The following is a 17,969-nucleotide window of genomic DNA, read 5'->3' on the forward strand; positions in this document are numbered from 1 at the left end:
CAGAGGACCGCTGTTCAGCGGGTGCCGTAGCCTCCGCCGCCCGGGGTCTCGATGACCAGGCTGTCCCCGGCGGCGAGTTCGGCGGTGTCGCAGCTGCCGAGCCGCACCGCGATGCCGTCGGCGCGCCGGACGTGGTTGGTCCCCAGGGCACCGGGTGACCCGCCGGCCATGCCGTAGGGCGGTACGCGCCGGTGCCCGGACAGGACGCTGACGGTCATCGGCTCACGGAAGGTGAGACGGCGCAGTGCGCCGTCGCCGCCCCGCCACCGTCCTGCCCCGCCGCTGCCGCGTCGGATCGCGAACTCCTCGACCAGGACGGGCAGGCGCCATTCGAGCACCTCGGGATCGGTGAGGCGGGAGTTCGTCATGTGGGTCTGCACGACGCTGGCGCCGTCGAATCCGTCACCCGCGCCCGAGCCGGAGGCGATGGTCTCGTAGTACTGGTGGTGCTCGTTGCCGAAGCTGATGTTGTTCATCGTTCCCGAGCCTTCGGCCTGCACGCCGAGTGCGGCGTAGAGGGCACCGGTGATCGCCTGCGAGGTCTCGACGTTGCCGGCCGCGACGGCTGCCGGAGGGGCCGGCGCGAGCATCGAGCCGGGCGGGACGATGATCCGCAGCGGCCGCAGGCAGCCGTCGTTCAGCGGGATGTCGTCGGCGACGAGGGTGCGGAACACGTAGAGCACCGCCGCGGTCACCACCGCGGACGGCGCGTTGAGGTTGCTGTCGAGCTGGGCCGAGGTGCCGGTGAAGTCCACCGTGGCGGCGCGTCGCTCGCGGTCCACGGTGATCCGCACGCAGATCCGGGCGCCGGAGTCGGTCTCGTAGCGGTAGGAGCCGTCGTCGAGGGCGTCGATGACCCGGCGGACCGCCTCCTCGGCGTTGTCCTGCACGTGCCGCATGTAGGCCTGGACCACGTCCAGGCCGAAGTGGTCGATCATCCTGCCGACCTCGTCGATGCCCTTCTGGTTGGCGGCGACCTGGGCCCTGAGGTCGGCGAGGTTGGTCATCGGGTCCCGGGAGGGGTACCGCGCCCCGGTGAGGAGCCGCAGCGTCTCCGCCTCGCGCAGGCGGCCGTTCTCGACCAGTAGCCAGGTGTCGAAGAGGACGCCCTCCTCCTCGATCCGACGGCTGGTCGCCGGCATGGAGCCGGGTGTCAGGCCGCCGATCTCGGCGTGGTGGCCGCGGGAGGCGACGTAGAAGAGGATGCGTTCCCCGGCGGTGTCGAACACCGGGGTGACCACGGTGATGTCGGGCAGGTGGGTGCCGCCGTGGTACGGGTCGTTGATCGCGTAGGCGTCGCCCGGGCGGATCGCCCCGGCCCGTCGGCGGATCACCTCTTTGACGGTGGTTCCCATGGAACCGAGGTGGACGGGGATGTGGGGGGCGTTGGCGATGAGGTTGCCGTCGGGGTCGAAGAGCGCGCAGGAGAAGTCGAGCCGTTCCTTGATGTTCACCGACTGCGCGGTGGACTCCAGCCGGGCGCCCATCTGCTGGGCGATGGCCATGAAGAGGTTGTTGAAGATCTCCAGGAGCACCGGGTCCGCCTCGGTGCCGACGTCGGGCTCGTGGGGTGCGGTCACCCGTTGCATCAGCAGGTGGCCGGGCTCGGTCATGACCGCCTCCCAGCCGGTGTCCAGCACGGTGGTCGCGCTGTCCTCGGTGATGATCGCCGGCCCGGTCACGGTCGCGCCGGGCGGCATGCGCTCGCGCTCCAGCAGCGGGGCCTCGCGCCAGGCGCCAGCCGTGTGCAGTCGCACCGTGGTGGCGGCCCGGGCCGGGAGGGAGGGGCCGCCGGTGGCCAGCTCGGGCTGGTCGGTGAGTCCGGTGGCCTCGACCGAGAGTGCCTCCACGATGATCGGACGGTCCATCAGGAACGAGTAGGTGGCGCGGTGCCGGGCCTCGAAGTCGGCGATCATGGCGGAGGGCCCGGACAGGTCCACGGACACGGTGGTGTCGGTGCCGTCGTAGCGGAGATGGGCGAGCCGGGTGACCCGGATCCGGTCGGCGGGTGTGCCCTCGGCGAGCAGCTCGGTGCGGGCGGCCTCCTCCAGCTCGGCGGCGATCGCATGGATCCGGGGCAGCACGGCCGCTTCGAGCGGGCTCTCCACCGACTGTTCCCGCATGACGGTGGTGTCGGCGAGCCCGATGCCCAGGGCGGACAGCACCCCGGCCATGGGCGGGACGAGGACGGTGCGGATGCCCAGCGCATCGGCCACCGCGCAGGCGTGCTGGCCGCCCGCGCCGCCGAAGGTGGTGAGGGTGTACGCCGTGACGTCGTGCCCTTGTTGTACCGAGATCCGTTTGACCGCGTTCGCGACGTTCGCCACCGCGATGCGCAGGAAGCCTTCGGCGACCTCCTCCGGTGAGCGTCGGTCGCCGGTGCTCCGGTGGATCTCGTCGGCCAGGTCGGCGAACCGGCGCCGTACCAGCTCGACGTCCAGCGGCTGGTCCCCGGTGGGGCCGAAGACCTGGGGGAACCGGGCCGGCTGGATCCGTCCGAGCATCGCGTTCGCGTCGGTGACGGTCAGCGGTCCGCCGGCCCGGTAGCAGGCCGGTCCCGGATCGGCGCCGGCCGAGTCGGGGCCCACCCGCAGTCGGCTGCCGTCGAAGTGCAGGACGGAACCCCCGCCGGCGGCGACGGTGTGGATGGCCAGCATCGGTGCCCGCAGCCGCACCCCGGCCACCTCGGCGCTGAGCACGCGCTCGTACCGGCCGGTGTGGTGCGACACGTCGGTGGAGGTGCCGCCCATGTCGAAACCGATCACCTGCTGGAAGCCGGCGCGCTGCGACATCCGGGCCATACCGACGATCCCACCGGCCGGGCCGGAGAGGATCGCGTCCTTGCCCCGGAAGTGTCCGGCCTCCGCGAGCCCGCCGTTGGACTGCATGAACATCAGCCGCACGCCCCGAAGCTCCGCGGCCACCTGCCCGATGTAGCGGCCGAGGACCGGGGAGAGATAGGCGTCCACGACAGCGGTGTCGCCGCGCGGCACCAGCTTCATCAGTGGACTGGCCTCGCTGGAGAGCGACACCTGGGGGAACCCGATGCCCTCCGCGACCCGTCCGGCGGCCCGCTCGTGCGCCGGGTGCAGATGGCTGTGCAGGCACACCACCGCCACCGCCCGGATGCCGTCCCGGTAGGCCAGTCGCAGCTCGGTGGCGAGCCGGTCGAGGTCCGGCTCGCGCAGCACCGTGCCGTCGGCCGCGATCCGCTCGTCGAGCTCGATCACCCGCTCGTACAGCGGTTCCGGGAGCACGATCCGCCGGTCGAAGATGTGCGGCCGGTTCTGGTAGCCGATCCGCAGCGCGTCGGCGAAGCCACGGGTGATCACCAGGGCGGTGCGTTCGCCCCGGCGTTCCAGCAGGGCGTTGGTCGCCACCGTCGTGCCCATCCGTACGGCGTCGATCCGTGCCGTATCGAGCGGCTGGTCGGCGGCCAGGCCCAGCAGGGCGCGGATACCCGCCACCGCCGGATCGTCGGTGCGGCCCGCCTGCCCCGACGCCTGGGCGCCGGCAGGGTTGTGCGAGAGCAGCTTGTGCGTCAGCAACCGCCCCTCAGGGCTCAGGGCGACCACGTCGGTGAACGTGCCGCCGCGGTCGACCCAGAACTGCCAGCCCGTGTTCTCCACGCCCGGCTCCCTCCGCCGTGCGGCGCGACGGCCTTCCCGCAGCGTGCCCGGTCGAGTATCCGGTCGGACGATCATCAGCTCCGTCCGCGACATACTGGAAGCGACGGGCTTCCTCCGAACGGAGGTGGGAAGGCATGGCAGCCGCCACGGTGGGCGTGTGCCGGGAGACGGCGCCGGGCGAGCGCCGGGTCGCGCTGGTTCCCGAACTCGTCGGCGCGGTGCGCGGCCTCGGCCTTGACGTGCTGGTGGAGAGCGGCGCCGGCGCCGCCGCCTGGTTCCCCGACAGCTACTACGCCAGTGCGGGCGCCGAGATCATCTCGCGCGGCGAGCTGGTGAGCCGGGCGGACGTTCTGGTCGCGGTTCAGGTGCCGAACGTCGACCTCGCCAGACACTTTCGCCGTGGACAGGTCCTGGTGGCGCTGCTCCGGCCGACCCGGATCCCCTTCCTCGTCCGGTACTGGGCCGACCAGGGCGTCACCACGATCGGACTGGACCTGGTGCCACGGATACCGGGCGTGGTGCATCCGATGGACGCCATCGCCTCCCAAGGCAGGATCGCAGGTTACCGGGCCGCCCTGCTCGCGGCCGCCCATACGAGCCGCTGCCCGGCAGCACCGGGTTCGGCCACCGCGGCCGCCAGGCCCGTCAGGGCTCTGGTGATAGGTGGTGGACCGGTCGGGCTCCAAGCGATCGACACCCTCCGCCGGCTGGGCGCGGAACTCCACGCCTACGACCTGCGCCGTGCCACCCGGGCCGAGGCCAGCGCCCTCGGCATCCCCTTCCTCGACCTTCCCGGTCGGTGGCCGGCTGCGGAGGAGGCGGAGTTCGGCGGGGTCCTCGACGACTACCGGCTCGCGCTGCCCGGCCGCCTCGCACCCGTGCTGCCCCGCTTCGACATCGCCATCGCCGCCCTCGAAGCACCGGACCGTCCTACCCCGCTCCTCCTCACCGCGGAGGCGATCCGTACCATGCACGCCGGCTCCGTGGTCGTCGACGCCACGTCCGATCCGCCGAGTGGCAACGTCGAGGCGGAACCCGGTGCCACGACCCGGCTCGGCGCCGGCGTCACCGTGGTCGGCCCGGCCAACCTTCCCGCACAGATCCCGACGAGCGCCTCGACCGCCTACGCACACAACGTCACCGCTCTGCTCGAACGCCTGACCATGCACGGGCCCCTGGAGATCGACCCGGCCGACCCCCTGCTGGCCGCATTGCTGGTGACCCATCGCGGCAGCGTCGCCGATCCGGCCACCTGGGCTCTGATCCTCGACGCCATCCAGCCGGCCGGCCTGCCGTAGACCACGGCGATCAACGCGTTCAGCTCTCCCGCGTCGGGGGCGAGAAGAGGGCGGCGTGGCGGCCGATGGCGACTGCGTGGCCGGCGCACCGCTCGAAGTAACAGCCCAGCCGGGTCGCGTCGGCGGCGTCCGCGGCCTCGACCAAGTCGTCCCCGGAGAGCAGCTGCCGGTACAGCAGTCGCTGGCGCTGCGCGATCTCGTGCAGGTCGGTGAGAAGGTCCGCGAAGATCTCGGTGTCCGCGGACTCCAACACCTCGGCAGCCCGGTTCACCGCCGACCGCGCCGACTTGGCCATCCCCTGGAGGGTCGAACGCACGTGCGGTTGCCAGGGTCGCCGGGACTGCCGCGCTCCGGCCAGCTCGATCACCTGGCGACACAGCCCTGCCAGGCATTCCAGCGAGGACCCGACATGGACGCCGACCACAATCGCGTGCGGGCCGGGCGTGCGGAGCCGGTCCGCCGCCAGGTCTGCCGCGTCGTCCTCGATCTCCTCCCGCAACTCATGGAGCGCCCGCTCGGCCGCAGTTGCCCGGTCGGCCACGTCCGCCTCGGGACCGAGCACGGCGGCCGTGGCCTCACCCAGTGCCACGCCCGCGATCCGGACCAGAGCGGCCAGTCGGCCGACCAACGCGCCGATCCGGCGATCACCGGCGCTGGATCGAGTGGCGCCGAGGTTCGTGCCGACCGAGTGAGACATCTCCTCCTCCGTCCACTCGTCCTCGCCCCGGTCACACCCGGCGCGAGCCGAGCCGACCCGGGTTGCCGCCCCGGCCGTGCTCCCGGTTCCATCCTGCGCCCCGGTTGCTCGACCTGCCACGGAGCACCAGACGCGACGGGGCGCTCTCGGAGAACCCTGGCCCGACACTGTTCGGGCCGAACGTGGACGGTGCACGGAGACGCGCGGACTTACGGTCTTCTGACCTCGGCGATGGGAATCGGTGCCGTCGGCGGCGGACTGGCGGTCGCGGGGTGGAGCGGCTCCGGGCTGCTGCCGTTCACCGCCGCGTCCGCCGTCTTCGGGGCCGTCCTGTTGGCCGCTTCCCTGGTCGGGTCGCTGCTTGCTCTGTTGGCCGCGCTGGCGGCAGTCGGCATCGGCGCCACCACGTTCCTCTCCATCGGGAACACGACACTCCGGCTCACCAGCGCTCCGGCGTTCCGTGGCCGGGTCATGGCTCTGTGGACGGTGACTCTTCCTGGGCAGCACGCCGATCGGCGGCCCCATCGTCGGCGTGTCCGCGCAGCACCTCGGGCCGCGCGCAGGCCTCCTCCTGGGCGCGGCGGCCTGCCCGGCCGCCGCCCTGCTCGGCTTGGCGGTTCTGCCCCGGATCCCGATCGGCCACCGCCTGCTTACCAGCGCCCACGCCGGACAGCGCCCCTGGTCCGACCTCCCGACAGCCCCTGACCGCCAGGCCGGGCGGTCACCGAGTACGCGCGTGCCGCTCCTCCCACATCTCCCGCGAGGCCCAGCGCCGCCGGACCGCGTCCTCGTGCTCGCCCTGCTCCAAGGCGAGTTCGGTGCGGGCCAGGGCTTCGCGCAGGCGGGGGATCCAGTGGCGGCGCAGCGCGCGGACCCGCTGACGGGTGCCGCGCACCTCTGCGCCGATGATGCGGACCGCGGCCGAGGCCGCGGCCTGGTCGGCGGCAGCCTGTACCGCCTCCCGGTAGGCGGCTGCGGCGTGCACGAGCGCGGTGTTGGCCGGGGCGACCGCGGTGGGGGAGTACGGCGGAACGGTGCAGGACAGCTCCGTCGGGTACCGGACCCCCATGGAGGTGGCCCAGCGGGCGGTGGCCTCGGCCGGGTCGGCTGCGCCCGCCGCAGCCTCCAGGGCCCCCTCGCCGCTCAGCAGAAGACCGCGCAGCAGCCAGGTCTCGGCCTCCAGCAGGCGCTCGTGCCAGGCGCGGGTGGCGCTCTCCTCCGCCCGCGCCAGGCGCTGTTCCTGCGCACGCAGGATGCGCAGCTTGCGCTCCAGGAGGTCGGCGCCGCGGACGGCGACATCCAGGTTGCGCCGTAGCCGGAGGCGGCCGGCGCGACCCGGCGGAGGGCCGAAGGCGGTCACGGCTGTGCTCCGTGCGCGTCGAGGAGGGCGGTCGGCAGCATGGCGAGTTGGCTGCGGGGCAGGGTGAGCAGGACCTCCCAGGCACGGTCCAGGGTCTGGTCGAGGGTGCGGGTCTCGTCGGGCCGCTGGTCGACGAAGCGGCGCGGGAAGGCATCGTCGAGCTCCAGGTACCGGTGGTCGGTCGGGCCCAGGGCCTCTCGCCCCACCAGGTCGGTGAGCTCGCGGACCTGCCGGGCGCGGGCGAGCGCGGCCAGCAGCTGGGCCGCGACGTCGAGATGGTCGTCGCGGGTGCGTCCGGGGCCGGCGCCCTTGCGCATCAGGCGGGAGAGCGAGGAGAGCGCGTCCACGGGCGGGTAGACGCCCTGGGCGTGGATCTGGCGGGACAGCACGATCTGACCTTCGGTGATGTAGCCGGTCAGATCCGGGACCGGGTGGGTGATGTCGCCGGCCGGCATGGTGAGCACCGGCAGGACGGTGACCGAGCCCGGCCGGCCGCGGATCCGACCGCAGCGCTCGTACAGCGAGGCCAGGTCGCTGTACAGGTAGCCCGGATAGGCGCGGCGGGCCGGGATCTCGCCGCGCGCCGCGGAGACCTCGCGCAGTGCCTCGGCGTAGCTGGTCATGTCGGTCATCACCACGAGGACGTGCCGGCCGCCGTCGAAGGCCAGGTGCTCGGCGATGGTGAGGGCCAGTCGCGGGGTGAGGATCCGCTCGATGACCGGCTCGTCGGCCGTGTTGAGCAGCAACACCAGCTCACGGGCGGCGGCACGCTCCTCCAGGGCGTCGCGGACGAAGGAGGCGTCGGGATGGGTGAGCCCCATGCCGGCGAAGACCACGCAGAACGGCTCCCCCGTGCTGGTGGACTGGGCGGCGATCTGAACGGCCAGTTCCAGATGCGGCAGACCGGCCACCGAGAACACCGGTAGTTTCTGCCCGCGCACCAGGGTGGTCAGACCGTCAACGGCGCTGACGCCGGTGAGGACCGGTTCGGCGGGCGGATCCCGTCGCACCGGGTTGATCGGGTTGCCACCGACGGTCGCGGTGGCGGACCCGAAGACCGGAGGCCCACCGTCGGCCGGCTCCCCGCGACCGTTGCAGATCCGGCCCAGCCAGCCGGGGCCGACCGGGATACGCAGCGGCTCTCCTGCGAAGGCCATGCGCAGGCGCGCCGGGTCCATCCCCGCGGTGTCCTCCAGGACCTGCACCACGGCGAGGCCGCGGTCCACCTCCAGGACCAGGCCGTGCCGCTGTTCACCGGATTCCAGGGTGATCCGCACGAACTCGTCCCAGCCGATCCCACTCACCGCCTCGACGACGGCGAGCGGCCCGCGCAGTTCGCGGACGGCGGTGTACTCGACCTCGCCCCAGGCGGTCACGTCAGCTCCCGCAGTGTGGCGAGCAGGGTGTCCCGGCGCAGGGCCACCCCCTCGGCATCGTGCGGGCCGACCTCCTCGCGGGCACGCAGCAGGGGCCCGAAGTCCGCCTCCTCGATACTGCTCGCGGGTACGCCGGCCTCGGCCAGCTCCCGGCAGCACGCGACCACGGCGAGTACGGCCTCCGCGAGCGCCGAGGTCTTCTCCGGGCCGCAGTAGGCGTCCCGGTCGGACAGGGCACTCTGCTGGAGGACCGCTTCGCGGACCAGCCGGCCGCCGAGCACGCTGACGCGCTCCTGGCCGGGGAGCGCGGTGATGCCGATCAGGTCGACGAGGTCGGCGAGCCGGTCGGCCTCCGCCAGCAGCGCGGCGATCTCGGCTCGTCTGCCCGGCCAGCCCGGGTCATCGGCCGCCAGGTGGGCGGCGGCGAGCGCGTCGGCGTCGCGTGAGAAGGACCCGGCCCAGGCGATCGCCGGGTAGTGGCGGGCGTAGGCGAGTTCGCGGTCGAGTGTCCACAGACAGCGCACGAAGCGCTCGGTGTGCGCGGTCACCGGCTCGGCCATGTCCGCGCCGGGCGGGGAGACCGCGCCGATCACCGTCATCGAGCCCCGCTCACCGCCGAGGGTGGTCACCGCGCCGGCCCGCTCGTAGAAGGCCGCGATCGCCGAGGCGAGACCGGCCGGATAGCCCTCCTCGGCCGGGAGCGCACCGGTGCGGGAGGCGAACTCGCGCAGTGCCTCGGCCCACCGCGAGGTGGAGTCGGCGATCACCACCACGTCCCGTCCCATGTCCCGGAAGTACTCGCCCACCGTGGCCCCGGTGTAGATGCTGGCCTCCCGGGCCATCATCGGCATGTTCGAGGTGTTGGCGATGGTCACCGTACGGTCGGCCAGGCGGCCCCCGGTACGCGGGTCCTCCAGCGCGGCGAGCTCCGCGATGACGTCCGCCATCTCGTTGCCGCGCTCGCCGCAGCCGACGTAGACGATGACGTCGGCGTCGCACCACTTGGCGATCTGCTGGAGGAGCATGGTCTTGCCGGTCCCGAAGCCGCCGGGAACGGCGACCGTGCTGCCGCGGGCGACGGGGAACAGCAGGTCGATCGCGCGCTGACCGGTGTTCAGCGCTTGGCGGGCGTCGAGGCCTTCCCGGACCGGGCGCGGTCGGCGGATCGGCCAGCGGGTGGTCATGCGCACCTCGGTACCGCCGACCACGGCCAGCACCGTGTCGGGCGCGTACTCGCCTGCCGGGGCGATCTCCCGCACCGGACCCGCGCAGCCGGGTGGCACGAGGACGCGCGTTCGCAGCGGGCCGGACTCGCCGACCTCGCCCAGCACCTGGCCCTCCGTCGCGTGGTCGCCGGCTGCCACGAGGGGGGAGAACGGCCAGGTGCGTCCGTCGGCCCCGCGGCTGCTCCCGGGCAGCAGCCAGTCGCCGGCGTCGGCCAGCGGGCGGAGCAGGCCGTCGAAGACTCCGCCGAGCAGGCCGGGGCCGAGCCGCGCGGACAGGGGGCCGCCCTGCGGTCGGGCGGTGTGGCCGGGGGCCAGGCCGCCGGTGTACTCGTAGGCCTGGGCGGTCACCACGCCGGCGGCGATCGCCACCACCTCGCCGGGCAGTCCGGCCTCGCCGAGAGAGACCAGGTCGTTCATGGCGATGCCCTCGGCGTACTCCAGCTCGACCAGGGGTCCCGCGACCCGCAGGATCCGGCTCTCGGCTCGAACCGGGCCCGTCACGGCGTCCACAGGGACTCCGTCTCCGCGCCCAGCCGGTCGAGCGCACGCTCGGCCAGGACGTCCAGGCTGAAGTCGGCCCGACGGCCGGCCGCCTGGGCGATCACGCCGCCACTCGGTCCTTCGCCGACCGTGGCGTCCGGGCCCAGCAGCCGCCGGGCACGCAGCTCCAGCCGGTCGCGGACGGCCGGGTAGTCGGCCGCGTGCCGCAGATCGCGCACGCGTTGGACCGTCTGGCTGCGCAGCTCCTCGTACGCTTCCCGACGGACGGCCTGCTCGCGCCTCCGGGCGCCGCGGCGAGCCCGGAGCAGCTCGGCCGCACCGGCGGCGGCGCCCTCGGCCGCGCCTTGCCGGCGGGCCTGCGCCAGGATCTCCTCGGCCTCGGCGCGGGCGGCGTCGAGCACGGCCGAGGCCTCCCGGGCCGCCCGGGCGACGATCGCCTCGGCGTCGGCGTGTGCCGTGCGCAGCAGCTCGGTGCGTACCGGGGCCAGGGCGGAACCCGCCTGGTCCGGGGACGGCGCCGTCATGCCGGCATCACCGCGCTCAGCGGCCGGGTGGTCTCCCGCAGGGGCGGGCCGAGCGCGCCGGCCGCGGCCGGCGTGACGATCACCAGGACGACTCCGCTCGGCAGGCTCGCCCAGGCCCGACGCACGGCATCGGGATCCTCGGCGACGTGCACGGTCACCCCCGCGAGGGCCAGCCCGGCCACTCGCACCCGTTCGCCGATGGCTGCGACCTCGCCCATCGTCATGCCTTCCCCAGCAGGATGATCGCGACGACCAGCCCGTAGATGGCGATGCCTTCGGCCAGACCGACGATGACCATCGCCCGGCCGAACAGCTCGGGTCGTTCGCTCATCACCGCCAGGGCCGCGGCCCCGGTGTAGGCGACGGCGATCGACGCCCCGATCGAGGCCCCGGCGACCGCGATCGCGGCGCCGATCAGCGCGGCGGAGTTGGATCCCGCCGCTGAGGCGGCCGCTGTGGTGGAGGCCGCCCGTGCCGCGCCCCCGCTGAGCGCCACGACCAGCAGCGCCAGCGCTCCGCCGAACAGGAGCACGTCGGCGGCGATGATCAGCCGAAGGGCGGCCCGGCCGTGCCGGCGAGCCAGCCCGCGGGTGACGGGAAGGACCGCCACGAGCAGGGGGAGGGCGATGAGCCAGACGATCATGGTGTCACCTCTGGGTGTCGCGTGGGCACGTGCCAGGGATGGAAGGGACGGCCCTGAGCGTCGAAGACCCGGGAGAACAGCTCGTAGAACTCCAGCCGCAGTGCCTGCACCCCGGCGACCAGCGCCTCCAGCGCGAAGGCGAGGGCGTTGCCGATGACGAAGACGAGCACGGCGGCGACCAGTGCCGCCGGTCCCCTGGGGGCCAGCGCCGTCGTGCCTCGCCAGACGATGTCGCCCAGGGCGGCGTGGGTCAGTCCGAAGGCGGCCAGTCGTGCGAAGGAGACGGTGTTGGAGAAGATCCGCACCACCGCGTCGAAGAGCTGCACCCCGGTCTGGACCAACCCCGAGGCGCCACCCGCGGAGGCGGTGTACAGCCCGATGCAGGCCGTCACGAGACCGGCCGCCATGAGCACGGCTCCCCCGAGGAGAAGGACCGGGCGGTGCAGGAGAACCCCCACGGCTAGGGCGGCGAGCCCGGCGAAGAGGGCCGCGCCGGCGGTGCCGGAGATCGCGTACAGCGCCCGCGCGGGCCCGCCCTCGCGCCAGCGGTTGACGATCCCCACCCCGTAGGCCACCGCGAGCAGCACCGCGCCGAAGCCGACCGCGACCGCGAGCAGCCGCTCGGGCTGGTCCAGAGGAGCCAGCCACAGCACTGGAAGGACCTTGGTGGGGCCGAAGAACTCGCCGTAGGCGACGCCGAACAGCATGCTCGTGATCCCGGCCCCCGCGACGAACGGCCACAGCGCGTGCAGCGATGCCAGACGTCGGGGACGGCCCAGCCGGATCAGCGACGCCGCGAGGAGCAGTAGCGCGCCGTGCCCGGCGTCGCCGAACATCATGCCGAACATCACCACGTAGGCGATCCCGGCCGGCCAGGTGGGGTCGATGTCGGCGTAGGGCACGGTTCCGTAGGTTCGCACCAGAGGCGTGAAAGAGCTTCGCACCGGCCCGCCGCCGCGCAGCAGGGTCGGTGGGTCGACGCCGCGGGGCGCCGGCACGGGCACCAGCACACTGCCGAGCCCGGCCAGCCGTTCGGCCGTCGCTCCGACCCGGTCGGCCGGGCACCAGCCCGCGAGTGCCAGCACCGCGCCGCGTCGCACCGCGCCGGCGGACCGTTCCTCAAGCTGTGCCTCGCCGGCCAGGAGGTCCGCTTGGCCCGCGCGCTCCAGCTCGTCCAGGTCGGGCGGTGTCGCGGAGAGCGACGCGCTCACCTCTCCGACCCGAAGACGCTGCAGTCGACGGGCGGCGGGTCCCCGGGTACCCGGTCCGCCGCCCTCGACGCGGTCGATCTCGACGCAGCCCGAATCCGCGAGCCGCACCAGCGTCTCCCGCAGCGCCGCACGCGGTGCCACGATCGCCACCCGCTGCATGCGGACCGGTAACCCGGCCTCAGACCAGCTCATCGAACGCCTCCAGCGGGCCGCCGCCACGCGCGGCCAGCTCCAGCGCCGCCCGCACCCGCCAGGCGTCCACCGAGAGCAGCGCCACGGCGCCGACGACCGGTGCGGCGTCGAGCCGCGAGCCGCGCAGCAGAGCGACACCGTCCCGCTCGACCCGGGTCCACCAGCGCGCCTCGGCACGCCAGAGATCGGCGACGTCCTCGGTGTCGGCCACGGCCCAGCGGGCCGCGGACGGCAGCCAGCCACGAAAGTCGGCGAAGGAGGCGGACCCCAGCGCCTCGGGGCCGAGGACTCGGGCGGCGCGCCGGGCGGACGGTTCGGTCAGCCGGCGCCCGAGCACGAACACCTCGCGGCCGACCAGCAGGGCCAGTCGTCCCGCCGCCCATGCCCGCGCCTGCGGCAACACCGCCGCGGCGCGGGCGGCGGCCGAGATCCGCAGGCCGACGGCCACCGCCGCGGCCGAGTCGCCGCCCGGATCACCCCACGCGGAGGCGGCCAGGGCGTCCCGCAGGTCGGCCGGGGATCCGGTGCCGGCCAGCCGCGGCCAGGCCGTCGCCAGGCCACCGAGCCGATACAGGGGGCTCCGTTCGGGCTCGGCACTCGTGAGCGCTCGCAGATGCGCCTCCACGTTGGCGATCTCGAACCCGGCCGCGAGCAGCCGCACGGCGCCCGCTCCCTCCCGCGGCTGCCAGCCGGCGAGCACCCGTAGGTGCCACAGCAGGGTCGCCGAGACCGACCGCTGCGCGTCCGCAGGCCCCGCTTCCTGCCCCAGGTCGTGCCGGTAGGCCGTCGCCTCCAGGTACCTCAGGGCGTCGTCGAGGCTCGCCGCGGCCGCCACTTCCCGGGCGGCTTGGTCGCCCAGCTGCTTCGACAGCATGGCCCTGGCCCGGGTCACTCCGGCGACCCATCCCGCGCCCACCGTGACCCCCTTCCCGGGACGTCCCCGCCCGGTGCCTGCGCGGCGGAGTGGTGTGAGAGGCCGAGCTCGTCGTAAACGTCAGCGATCACACGGTCGACGAGGAGGGGCATGCGCTGCTGCGACCGCTGCCGCACCACGGCGGCGTCGCGCTTCGCCGCCGCCAGTAGCTCCGCCGCCTCGGTCTCGGCCCTCTCCCTCGCCTGTGTGGCGCTGCGTGTCCGCACCTCACGTGCGCGAATCCGGGCTCGCGCCACGATCTCCTCCGCTTGGCGGGCGGCCTCCCGGCGGCACCGTCCGGCCTCCCGTTCGGCCTCGTCGCGGATCCGCTGCGCCTCGGCGTCGGTCCGCTCCAAACGCGACAACACCGGGTCGAGCTCCGCCGCGAGCTCTGCGGAGCGGTCTGCGGGCACGCTGACGGTGGCGGCCCGGCCCGGTGCGCCGACCGGACGGAACCGTGTCAGAAAGTCACGGAATCTCGCCACGAAAACTCCTTCGGATGCACTCCCATCCCAGTGTCGCCAGCGCTGACGGTGCTGTCGCCCGGGGCAGGGCCGACCGGCGCGCGTCAGGACGGTTCGGCCCGTGCCGGGTACAGCCGGGGGCGTCAGATGGCGGAGACGGCAGCCGCAGTCCCGGGCGACATGCCTTTCCTTGACCTGCTAGGGCGCTCTCGCGCGAGCACCGGAGCGTGTCTGACTGCGGTGATGGCTTTGTACCCGACTTACGACGTCGTTTCGACGTGAGATTGGGAGTCGCACGCTCGCACGAATAGGTGATGTTCACGAGAACGGGAGTCAGCTGCCGCAGGCCTGCCCCCGGCGTATGGGTCACTGCCCGGTCCGGTTGGTGAGGGGTTGTTGAGAGGCGGTCGGTGGTGCAAATAGTGCCTGGACGGTTTCGGTGGCCAGTTCTCGCAGCCAGCTGTGGGCGCGGTCGTCGTCGTAGCGCTGGTGCCACAGCAGGTACAGGGGGACCTCGGGCAGCGGGAGTGGCGGCGGCAGTATGGCGAGGCCGAGGTGTTCCCGGGCTGCGCGGGTGACCGCGTCGGGGAGGGTGACGACCAGGTCGGTGTCGAGGGCGAGTTGCAGTGCGAAGGCGGCGGTGGGCCCGGCGGCGACGACGCGTCGTTCGAGGCCGCGAGTGGTCAGGGCGTCGTCGATCGGGTCGCGCAGGCTTCCGCGTCGCGAAACGGTGAGGTGTTCGGCGGCTGCGTAGCGCTCGATGCTCAGCGGGCCTTCGGTGAGGGGGTGGCCTGGGCGGACGGCGACGACCAGCCGGTCGCTGCCGACGAGGCGGTGGCGGATGTCGGGGAGCGTCGGAGCGCTGGAGCTGGATTCGAGGTCGACCTCACCCCGGCGCAGTTCGGCGTCGTCCGTCCCGGGTTCGGCCGACAGGCGCAGTCGGACGCCGGGGGCCTGGCGGTGGACGACGGTGATCAGGGCAGTACCGCAGGCGGCGGTCAGGGCGTCGTGCCAGCGCACGGTGAACACCCGGTCCAGAGCTGCCAGGTCGAGTTCTTGCTGCGCGGACAGAAGGTGGTGGGCCTGCTGTACGAGGGCGTGGACCTGGGCGCGCATGGCCAGCGCGCGGGTGGTGGGAACCATGCTGCGGCCGGTGCGGACCAGGATCTGGTCACCGGTGGCCTTGCGGATGCGGCCCAGGGAGCGGCTCATCGCCGGTGCGGTGACGTGGAGGCGTGCCGCGGCGCCGGCGACGCTGCCCTCTTCCAGCAGTGCGTCCAGGGCCATGAGCAGGTTCAGATCCAGTTGCATGCCGGTAACTCTATAAGTGAATAGCATGCACTTGTTGTTAATGATCGGGAGGCCTACCTTCGAAGTGCAGGCGCGAGACAAGCCGCCCGCACACATCGAACCCAGGGAGCCCACCGTGAGCACAGCCATGCCTTTCGCCGGCGACACGACGCTCCTGTCCGAGGTGACCGCCGCGGTGAAGACCGCAGGCCTCAACCTGCGCGACCGCTACACCCCGCACGCCCGGGGCGTGAGTCTGGACGAGGTCGTCGCTGAGATCCACGCCAACGACGACGCGGTGCTGGACGGGCTACGGGAGCCGCTGCTGCGGGCCCAGCGGGGATCGCAGTGGGCCGAGGACGAGCTGGCCGGCGGCGCGCTCCCGTCGGGGGAGTGGTGGGTCGTCGACCCCGCCGAGGGCAACATCAACCACGTTCACGGCATGGGGGACTGGGCCGTGACCGCCACCCTGGTCCGCGACAACCAGCCGGTGCTCACCGTCGTCCACCTGCCACTGACCGGCGACACCTACACCGCTGTCGCCGGAGGCGGTGCCCGCCTCAACGACCGGCCCCTGAAGGTGTCCGCCAAGACCGATCTGGGCGCCGCGCTCGTCGGCACCGGCCAGGCCAGGCCAGGCGAGGACGAGCGCACCTTCCGGCGGATCGGTGACTCGGTCACCGCCATGCTCATCAACGGCCTGGTCGTGCGCGTGTCCGTTCCCGCCACGATGCAGCTCATCCACGTCGCCGCCGGACGAACGGACGCCTTCTGGCAGTTCTCCGACGTCCGCTCCGGCCTGGTCGCCGGCGCCCTGCTGGTCTCCGAGGCCGGCGGCACCGTCACCGACCTGACCGGCGAGCCCTGGAACACCGGCAGCCGCGACTTCCTGGCCGCCGCCCCCGGCATCCAAACCGCCGCCCTCAAGGTCCTGTCGCCGATCGCCTGACCGGACACCTCCGCTCCACCCACCTCACACCGCAAGGAGCATCACCTCATGACCAGCATCGGCATCCTGGGCACCGGCCGCGTCGGCGCCAACCTCGCCAGCAAGCTCGCCGCAGCCGGACACCGTGTCACCCTCGGTGTCCGGAACCCGGAAGAGACCACAACCCTTGCCGCCAGCATCGCCCCGCAGATTGCCGTCGTCGACCAGCGCACCACCGCCCGCACCGCGGACATCGTGATCAACGCGACGCCCGGCCACACCTCCCTGGACCGCCTTGCAGGCCTGCGCACCGAGCTCTCCGGAAAACTCCTCGTCGATGTCTCCAACGCCACCCGCGACGCCGATGACGGCCTGCCCGGCGACCTGTGCTATCCCGGCAGCAGCCTCGCCGAGCAACTCCAGGCCACCCTCCCCGACACCCATGTGGTCAAGACCCTCAACACCATGCTGTTCATGGTCATGACCGCTCCCGAAACCCTGGCCACCCCACCGACCGCCTACCTCTCGGGCGATGACCAGAACGCGAAAAAGACCGTCACCGGCCTGCTCCGCGACCTGGGCTGGCGGACCGCATGGATCGAGGACCTCGGCGGCATCACCACAGCCCGCGCCACCGAGGCCATGATCCTTGTAGTTCCCCACATCCTGCGCCGACACGGCTTCAAGCCCTTCGCCGTCTCCCTCACCCGCTGACCCATCAAGACCGGGTTCAGGCCAAATCCAGTAGCGGGCTCGTGCGAGGCAGCTGGGCGCTGGCACGGACAACGCCCGCTGAGCTGCAAGTGACGCCCGAACTCTGCGCCTGCCGAGAATGTCATCCGCGCAGCTCAAGGACTTGCTCGGCGGTTGCGGCAGGATGATCACTCGTGTTGCTTCGCCTGGCATACCTGACTGTCACTAATGTGCTCGCCGCCCTGAGGCTGCTGCCGTTGAGCGACCGTGAGAAAGATGTGGAGATCCTCGCCCTGTGTCATCAGCTTGCCGTCCTTGAGCGGCAGCTCGGTGAGGGCCGGGCGAGGTTCGCTCCAGCGAACCGGGCTTTCCCTGCTGCGCTTCTTGCTCCGCTGTCGCGCGGAGTCCTGCGCCGCCTGCGGCTGTTGGTCCGACCGGACACCGTGCTGCGCTGGCATCGCGACCTGATGAAGCAGCGTCACGCCCGCGCCTGCCGGCCGAAGCGACCGGGGCGCCCGCCGACCGTTCGCTCGATCCGCGTTCTGATCCCGCGCTTGGTTCGGGAGAACCCGTCGTGGGGGTACCGGCGCGTGCACGGTGAACTCGCCGCCCTCGGCATCAAGATCGCTGCCTCCACCGTATGGGAGGTTCTCAAGGCCGAGGGCATCGACCCCGCGCCCGACCGCAGCGCCACCACCTGGGCCGACTTCCTGCGATCCCAGGCCGGAGCGCTTCTTGCGTGCGACTTCATCGAGACCGTCACCCTGACTAGCCAACGGCAGTTGCGGGAGGAGGCCGGCACTCCCTCGACGGCGGCCGGTCTGGGCGCCCCGGTAGGGTCCGATCGCATGTTGGAGGAAGAGAACAAGCAGCTCAGGGCCCGGATACGGGAGCTCGAGCTGGAGCGGGACATCCTGCGCCGGGCGGCGAAGTATTTCGCCGGAGAGACGAACTGGTGAGTCGCTTCCAGTACGTTGAGGACCATCGTGACGCCTTCGGGGTGAAGCGGCTGTGCCGGGTGCTG

The 17,969-nt window shown here is 72.8% G+C and carries 15 protein-coding genes and 2 pseudogenes; 5 read left to right on the forward strand and 12 right to left on the reverse strand.

Features of this window, described 5'->3' with window-relative positions:
• Nucleotides 1–14: 14 nt before the first annotated feature.
• Nucleotides 15–3,629, reverse strand: a complete 3,615-nt coding sequence (locus ACZ38L_RS11820; protein ID WP_465691735.1) for a hydantoinase B/oxoprolinase family protein — start codon at nt 3,627–3,629, stop codon at nt 15–17.
• Between the two features lie 134 nt (nt 3,630–3,763).
• On the opposite strand from ACZ38L_RS11820, the gene ACZ38L_RS11825 reads away from it, so the two are divergent.
• Nucleotides 3,764–4,927, forward strand: coding sequence for a Rossmann-fold NAD(P)-binding domain-containing protein (locus ACZ38L_RS11825; protein WP_465691737.1), 1,164 nt, complete (start codon nt 3,764–3,766; stop codon nt 4,925–4,927).
• Nucleotides 4,928–4,946: 19 nt separating this feature from the next.
• Here ACZ38L_RS11825 and ACZ38L_RS11830 read toward each other — a convergent pair whose 3' ends face one another.
• The 11 genes from ACZ38L_RS11830 to ACZ38L_RS11880 form a co-directional block, all read right to left on the reverse strand.
• Nucleotides 4,947–5,624 carry a phosphate signaling complex PhoU family protein gene (locus tag ACZ38L_RS11830; RefSeq protein WP_465691739.1) on the reverse strand — a complete coding sequence of 226 codons (678 nt, stop codon included), beginning with the start codon at nt 5,622–5,624 and terminating at the stop codon, nt 4,947–4,949.
• 721 nt (nt 5,625–6,345) lie between these two features.
• Entirely contained in the window at nt 6,346–6,984 is a 639-nt protein-coding gene (locus tag ACZ38L_RS11835; RefSeq protein WP_465691741.1) for a V-type ATP synthase subunit D, read from the reverse strand.
• Entirely contained in the window at nt 6,981–8,360 is a 1,380-nt protein-coding gene (locus tag ACZ38L_RS11840; protein WP_465691743.1) for a V-type ATP synthase subunit B, read from the reverse strand. The genes ACZ38L_RS11835 and ACZ38L_RS11840 overlap by 4 nt, the downstream gene beginning before the upstream one ends.
• Nucleotides 8,357–10,096: a V-type ATP synthase subunit A gene (locus tag ACZ38L_RS11845; protein WP_465691745.1), complete on the reverse strand. Its 1,740-nt coding sequence runs from the start codon at nt 10,094–10,096 to the stop codon at nt 8,357–8,359. The genes ACZ38L_RS11840 and ACZ38L_RS11845 overlap by 4 nt, the downstream gene beginning before the upstream one ends.
• On the reverse strand, nt 10,084–10,611 hold the full coding sequence (locus tag ACZ38L_RS11850) for a V-type ATP synthase subunit E family protein (RefSeq protein WP_465691747.1): 528 nt from the start codon (nt 10,609–10,611) through the stop codon (nt 10,084–10,086). The genes ACZ38L_RS11845 and ACZ38L_RS11850 overlap by 13 nt, the downstream gene beginning before the upstream one ends.
• On the reverse strand, nt 10,608–10,829 hold the full coding sequence (locus tag ACZ38L_RS11855) for a hypothetical protein (protein ID WP_465691749.1): 222 nt from the start codon (nt 10,827–10,829) through the stop codon (nt 10,608–10,610). Before ACZ38L_RS11855 ends, ACZ38L_RS11850 begins: the two co-directional genes overlap by 4 nt.
• 2 nt (nt 10,830–10,831) lie before the next feature.
• Nucleotides 10,832–11,254: an ATP synthase subunit C gene (locus tag ACZ38L_RS11860; RefSeq protein WP_465691751.1), complete on the reverse strand. Its 423-nt coding sequence runs from the start codon at nt 11,252–11,254 to the stop codon at nt 10,832–10,834.
• Nucleotides 11,251–12,657 (reverse strand): V-type ATPase 116kDa subunit family protein, encoded by a 1,407-nt coding sequence (locus tag ACZ38L_RS11865; RefSeq protein WP_465691753.1) that lies wholly within the window; start codon nt 12,655–12,657, stop codon nt 11,251–11,253. Before ACZ38L_RS11865 ends, ACZ38L_RS11860 begins: the two co-directional genes overlap by 4 nt.
• A complete protein-coding gene (locus tag ACZ38L_RS11870; protein WP_465691755.1) occupies nt 12,644–13,573 on the reverse strand; it encodes a V-type ATPase subunit in 930 nt (309 codons plus the stop codon). The genes ACZ38L_RS11865 and ACZ38L_RS11870 overlap by 14 nt, the downstream gene beginning before the upstream one ends.
• Nucleotides 13,546–14,055, reverse strand: coding sequence for a hypothetical protein (locus tag ACZ38L_RS11875; protein WP_465691757.1), 510 nt, complete (start codon nt 14,053–14,055; stop codon nt 13,546–13,548). Before ACZ38L_RS11875 ends, ACZ38L_RS11870 begins: the two co-directional genes overlap by 28 nt.
• 345 nt (nt 14,056–14,400) lie before the next feature.
• Nucleotides 14,401–15,345: a LysR family transcriptional regulator gene (locus ACZ38L_RS11880; protein ID WP_465691759.1), complete on the reverse strand. Its 945-nt coding sequence runs from the start codon at nt 15,343–15,345 to the stop codon at nt 14,401–14,403.
• A gap of 127 nt (nt 15,346–15,472) precedes the next feature.
• On the opposite strand from ACZ38L_RS11880, the gene ACZ38L_RS11885 reads away from it, so the two are divergent.
• The 4 genes and pseudogenes from ACZ38L_RS11885 to ACZ38L_RS11900 form a co-directional block, all read left to right on the forward strand.
• The gene (locus ACZ38L_RS11885) at nt 15,473–16,273 is read left to right on the forward strand and encodes an inositol monophosphatase family protein (RefSeq protein ID WP_465691776.1); all 801 of its coding nucleotides are present in this window, start codon (nt 15,473–15,475) and stop codon (nt 16,271–16,273) included.
• 48 nt (nt 16,274–16,321) lie between these two features.
• The gene (locus ACZ38L_RS11890; RefSeq protein ID WP_465691761.1) at nt 16,322–16,966 is read left to right on the forward strand and encodes an NADPH-dependent F420 reductase; all 645 of its coding nucleotides are present in this window, start codon (nt 16,322–16,324) and stop codon (nt 16,964–16,966) included.
• A gap of 173 nt (nt 16,967–17,139) precedes the next feature.
• Nucleotides 17,140–17,724: pseudogene (locus tag ACZ38L_RS11895) on the forward strand (hypothetical protein); the annotation flags it as partial.
• Nucleotides 17,707–17,969: pseudogene (locus tag ACZ38L_RS11900) on the forward strand (transposase); the annotation flags it as partial. The pseudogenes ACZ38L_RS11895 and ACZ38L_RS11900, both read left to right, overlap by 18 nt.

It is taken from the genome of Kitasatospora sp. NPDC024654, assembly GCF_055559155.1.

What these genes read in the sequence shown, in the direction of transcription:
- ACZ38L_RS11825 (WP_465691737.1), top strand. Translation starts at nt 3,764, where the DNA reads ATGGCAGCCGCCACGGTGGGCGTGTGCCGGGAGACGGCGCCGGGCGAG.
- ACZ38L_RS11855 (WP_465691749.1), bottom strand. Translation starts at nt 10,829, where the DNA reads ATGGGCGAGGTCGCAGCCATCGGCGAACGGGTGCGAGTGGCCGGGCTG.
- ACZ38L_RS11850 (WP_465691747.1), bottom strand. Translation starts at nt 10,611, where the DNA reads ATGACGGCGCCGTCCCCGGACCAGGCGGGTTCCGCCCTGGCCCCGGTA.
- ACZ38L_RS11830 (WP_465691739.1), bottom strand. Translation starts at nt 5,624, where the DNA reads ATGTCTCACTCGGTCGGCACGAACCTCGGCGCCACTCGATCCAGCGCC.
- ACZ38L_RS11865 (WP_465691753.1), bottom strand. Translation starts at nt 12,657, where the DNA reads ATGAGCTGGTCTGAGGCCGGGTTACCGGTCCGCATGCAGCGGGTGGCG.
- ACZ38L_RS11890 (WP_465691761.1), top strand. Translation starts at nt 16,322, where the DNA reads ATGACCAGCATCGGCATCCTGGGCACCGGCCGCGTCGGCGCCAACCTC.
- ACZ38L_RS11885 (WP_465691776.1), top strand. Translation starts at nt 15,473, where the DNA reads ATGCCTTTCGCCGGCGACACGACGCTCCTGTCCGAGGTGACCGCCGCG.
- ACZ38L_RS11880 (WP_465691759.1), bottom strand. Translation starts at nt 15,345, where the DNA reads ATGCAACTGGATCTGAACCTGCTCATGGCCCTGGACGCACTGCTGGAA.
- ACZ38L_RS11860 (WP_465691751.1), bottom strand. Translation starts at nt 11,254, where the DNA reads ATGATCGTCTGGCTCATCGCCCTCCCCCTGCTCGTGGCGGTCCTTCCC.